Source organism: Hyella patelloides LEGE 07179, assembly GCF_900659865.1.
Lineage (GTDB): Bacteria > Cyanobacteriota > Cyanobacteriia > Cyanobacteriales > Xenococcaceae > Hyella > Hyella patelloides.
Genome location: NZ_LR214153.1, coordinates 1 through 4,593 on the forward strand (window position 1 = coordinate 1; position 4,593 = coordinate 4,593).

Sequence of the window (4,593 nt, forward strand, 5' to 3'; positions counted from 1 at the left end):
ATCACAAATTACAAACAAAAGGACTTTCATCATGACTGAACAAACAGCACAAACTCTCAAGCTACAAACTATTTCCCGCGCTTTGCAAGATGCATCTTTCACTTTTAGCTAAGTTTATAGGATAGGCGAAGCCCGTCTGACTAGCAGCGATTAATTGTAAGTAAAGTCAGTTCGGGTTAAGGAGATTTATTGAACGTTGACTGGCTGAAACAACACAATCATGTTGACAGAGCCCAGAATCAAGCAACGGTGCAATGAGAGTTTCAGCTTATCCCGAACTCAGGTTAATTTAGCTCTATTAAACCAAATTAAACTATCTTCTTGATTGATTTTCATAATTAACAAATTTTTCAAAATCTTTATTCTCACTGTCTTCTATGAACTTAATATTATTTAAGTTTCAATTTAAATAATAAGACAGGGGATAAATTCAGGTAAAAGTTCAGGTATTACAAAAATGAAGCAGAATTTTAGACCTGAAATAATATCTAAACGGTTCTGTTGCAAAAAATGCGCTCTACAGTTGTAATTAGCAACTAGAGGGCTTGAGCTGAAGGGGGTATGACAGTAACCCACAGGTTTATTCTGTCTTTTAAAGCTTTTTGCGATACAACCACATCGTTAAATCATACGTCCATTATTAAGAATGACTATAACGAGATGCACCTGAATATATACCCGAATAAATCCCCTTGGTATCTAGATCAGCCAGAGACATAATACTAAAAAGTTTAAAAGAAAAAACATTATCAATTGAAGAACACAACATTAATTCCATTCATTAATTTATTAGGGAATAATATCACATGTTAACCACAGTAGCACCAGCCAAATCTCTATCGATGCTTTTAGTCGATAACGATCGCCAATTTCGAGCTGGAATCCGAAATTTTCTAAACTTTTCTCAAATTCGGGATCGAACCGTTAAAGTGATTGGGGAAGCACATTATCCAGCTCTAGCTTTGTCTCTTATCAAGCAAGATAGTCCCGACCTAATTCTTGTTGACATAAAATTAACTGAGGAAGATGGTTTGCCCTTCTTAGAGCAACTCCGAGACAGTAATGTATCTAGTAGAATTCTTGTTCTATCAGATTGTCAAGAAGACTACTGGATTTATTATGCTATGCAGTTGGGGGCAAATGGCTATGTATTTAAAAGTCAAGGTTCACAGCAGTTACTAGATGCGATCGCCACTGTTATGCAAAACCAAATCTATCTACCGCCTGAAGTTGCTACTGGCTTTTTTAGAAAATTTCAGAAAACACAAGCTTCATTACCTTCACAGCTCGGTCAGCCCTGCAACCTATCTAATAGAGAAAACGATGTTTTATATTGGCTCGTTCAAGGAGCCTCAAACAATGAGATTGCAAAGCAACTCTATATTTCAGTGGCTACTGTCAAGGTTCATCTCACCAATATTTTTTTGAAACTACAGGTAACAAGTCGAACACAAGCCATCGTGGCAGCCATCAAAATGAATTTGATTCAGTGTTAGTTGCATTCAATCATTTTAGTTTGGTTCTAACTACCGAGAAAACTTTATGTCTATTGTTGATTCTACTACATTAGCTAAATTCTATCAATGTAGCGAAAATGCGCCTCTAGATTGTCGAAAACCTATAGAAACTACTGAGAAAATACCAGGTGCTAGGTTTTGTCTAGAATGCGGATTTCCCACAACATTGCCAGTTCTGACTGAACTCCGAAGCAGCTTGGGTGCATATCGCATTTCTGAACTACTTGGATTTCGGGGAATAGGACGGCTTTATAGAGGAACTCAGATCGGTAATGGTCAATCTGTTGTAGTAAAAGAGTATTTACTGCCTAAACAATATTTTAATGCTGTGGAAGCACAACAGCGCAGAACAGCCTTGAGTCAAGTTGTCAAGGGTAATTTGACCATTCAAAAGGGTCGAGAGTTTCGGTTGGTCACTCCATTTGATACCATTGCAGAGCAGTCTAGCGATCGCTTATATTTAATTTTTTCCGGCGAAATTGCTGCACTTCCTACCTTGAAGCAGGTTTTAACAGAGAGATCTTTTTGTGCACCTCAAGTGCGACAAGTCTTAAATCGAATATTACAATCGCTACATTTCCTTCACACTCAGCCATCAAGTTTTACCTCTGAAGCAACAGTAACTGCTCACGGTAATATAGGGCTTGACAGCTTGGTTATAAGTGATAACGGCTACGTCTATGTTTGCGATTTGGCATTTTGGGAACAACTTTTTGTTCCTGCTCCGCCCCAAATGCTATCACAGCAACAAGACTTAATCGATCTTGGAGCAGTCGCGTTTGCTCTCTGGACGAGTCGAGGGATTCACTCTGGTTCTGAGGTATCATTAAATCCGCGTGAGGTTCAACATTGGCCCCAAGACGATCCGCCCCTAAAAGATTTTTTGCTTCATTTATTAGGATTAGAAACCCCGTTCAATTCTGCGGCAGAGGCGCGTCAAGCTTTGAGCGAACTGCCTCAGCCTAAAACGGTTGCTAGTTTTCAGGGAAATCTCAGTCCAAAGCCTCCAGCGAAAAAGAAATTTCGATATTGGCTTTTGTGTTTACTCACTTTGCCTCTAATAGGAGGGCTATTGTGGTTGTTGCTATTACCCCGATTTGAGTCAAATTTTGATACAGAGGTGACTGGCTTTAAGCAGCTTTTACCATCGTTTGCAGACATCAATGGAATTCAGCCAGGACAGTACCCCTATACGGGAGAAGCACTTGGAACTTGGACAATAATCTTGGACAAGAAGCCCGTAAGCGATCGCAAAATTAGAGAGTTTTTGACCCAGCCTAAGTTGGATACAGCAGCTATTTTTAACTACCGAACTTATGCCCCTCAACAATCTTCCTTTAACGAAGTGCTCAAAGCAAACGCCAAGGCAAATTTTGCGATCGCCAGTTTATCAACCCAGCTACCCGAAGGGTTAATTAAGGAAACGATTGCCTACGATGGTCTTTTAGTCTATGTACCTGCTTATAAAAGTCAAAATCTACCAAGTACATTGCAAGGCAAGATCGCTCTTACCCAATTGCAGCAAATCTTTACAGGACAACTTACCAACTGGAAACAGCTAGGTGAAAATTTTCCCGATCTGCCAATCAAACCTTATCGACCGATGGAAACCGAAGCATTACGCCTGTTCCAGCAAAAAGTTTTAGGCAACGATCCGAGTCTGATTGCTCAATTTAATAAGATCGAGCAACGTTCAAGCTTTGACACCTTACGCTCTATCGCAGTTGGAGAAAAGCAGGCACAAAGAACTGAAGCTGGCTCGATTAGTTTCGGATTATTAACTCAAACCTGGGATCAATGCAAGATCTATCCCCTAGCTATTGCCAAAAAAAATTTAAAACCAGTACAGCCACTGCTTAAAGAAACTACCAACGGCACAATGCGACCCATTTCGCCGTCAGACAATCTCTGTCGAGAGAAAAAGAATCTTTTACTTAATATATCGGCTTTTCATACAGAAACTTATCCACTCAGTACGCCGTTGATTGTTGCGTATCCTAGAGATAATAACTTGCCTGGAAATGTGTCAGGGCCACTCTTCGCTAACTTTCTCAAAACTCAAGATGGGCAATATTTTCTTCAGCAAACAGGTCTTGTACCGCTGCAAGCTGTACCTAAAAACCACACATTATCTTCATCTATTTGGAATCGTTAAAAAATGCAATTACCATGATCAAAACTCATCGTTGTTCAGAACCAAGCTGCTCTTTCTTTAATCAAGTATTACCGCACAACGCTAAGATCTGCCCAATGTGCGGTACTTCCTTAACACAGGCAGTACAACCCCCTGCTATGGTAGCCTCGACAGCTCACCATGTTCAAACCTCGACTCCTTCGCCCCAGCACTCATCAACAATTAATAACCAGGAACGTCCTCAGCTTAAATTGCTTCATCAAAGCAAACAAAGTTTTGTATTGCCTAGGGAGTCTGGCGTAATCGGTCGTAAAAGTCAAGCTGGTGATATGCGTCCTGACATCGATTTAACGGGACTGCCCCATGCCGGTATCATCTCTCGCACTCATGCTTATCTCTACTGGGATATTGCTCAAAAAGCTTACATGATTGTTGATAATAGCCGAAATGGTAGCCACCTTAATAATAATTTATTACCTCGCGGAACGCCTCATTCATTGAGTCATGGTGATAAATTGCAGCTAGGTCAGGATGGGTTAATTTGTTTACAAATTGAATTAATTTATGATTTAATAATGAAGCAATCACTAAACAGGAACAAGTTTTTCGATGTAAGGGACTGGAACACCATTAGAGTTCCTGCATAAATAGGCTTTGTCAAATTAAATTCCCGCAGCAATTATTAGCAACTGCGTCTGGCTTTACAATAGTTTCGCTCTCCATCCTAACTAAAAACTAAATTGATATTAAAAAGAAAATTGTTAAATTTCTTTTAGCAATAACGTCATTTTTACTAATTCCTCGAACTTTACCCATGGGGAACATCCCATTTTGGCAAAAATAGGGGTATAAATTCGCGAGTATTGCTCGCGAATAATGACCGTTTTTAAATATCTTCTTGTTCCCCATCAAAAGACACATCTATTAAACTGCTCTTTAAGG

General features: G+C 39.6%; 3 protein-coding genes. All 3 read left to right on the top strand.

Annotated elements, in window-relative coordinates; genetic code table 11:
- The first annotated feature begins 806 nt into the window (after nucleotides 1-806).
- The 3 genes from H1P_RS31150 to H1P_RS31160 all read left to right on the top strand — a co-directional run bounded on the left by H1P_RS31150 (nucleotide 807) and on the right by H1P_RS31160 (nucleotide 4,298).
- On the top strand, nucleotides 807-1,496 hold the full coding sequence (locus tag H1P_RS31150; RefSeq protein WP_144875048.1) for a LuxR C-terminal-related transcriptional regulator: 690 nt from the start codon (nucleotides 807-809) through the stop codon (nucleotides 1,494-1,496).
- A 46-nt stretch (nucleotides 1,497-1,542) separates the two neighbouring features.
- On the top strand, nucleotides 1,543-3,672 hold the full coding sequence (locus H1P_RS31155) for a substrate-binding domain-containing protein (RefSeq protein WP_144875050.1): 2,130 nt from the start codon (nucleotides 1,543-1,545) through the stop codon (nucleotides 3,670-3,672).
- A 137-nt stretch (nucleotides 3,673-3,809) separates the two neighbouring features.
- Nucleotides 3,810-4,298 (top strand): FHA domain-containing protein, encoded by a 489-nt coding sequence (locus H1P_RS31160; RefSeq protein WP_186376250.1) that lies wholly within the window; start codon nucleotides 3,810-3,812, stop codon nucleotides 4,296-4,298.
- Nucleotides 4,299-4,593 lie beyond the last annotated feature (295 nt).

Bases quoted from the DNA above. Each gene is read 5' to 3' on its own strand.
- H1P_RS31150 (WP_144875048.1), top strand. From the start codon at position 807: ATGTTAACCACAGTAGCACCAGCCAAATCTCTATCGATGCTTTTAGTC.
- H1P_RS31155 (WP_144875050.1), top strand. From the start codon at position 1,543: ATGTCTATTGTTGATTCTACTACATTAGCTAAATTCTATCAATGTAGC.
- H1P_RS31160 (WP_186376250.1), top strand. From the start codon at position 3,810: ATGGTAGCCTCGACAGCTCACCATGTTCAAACCTCGACTCCTTCGCCC.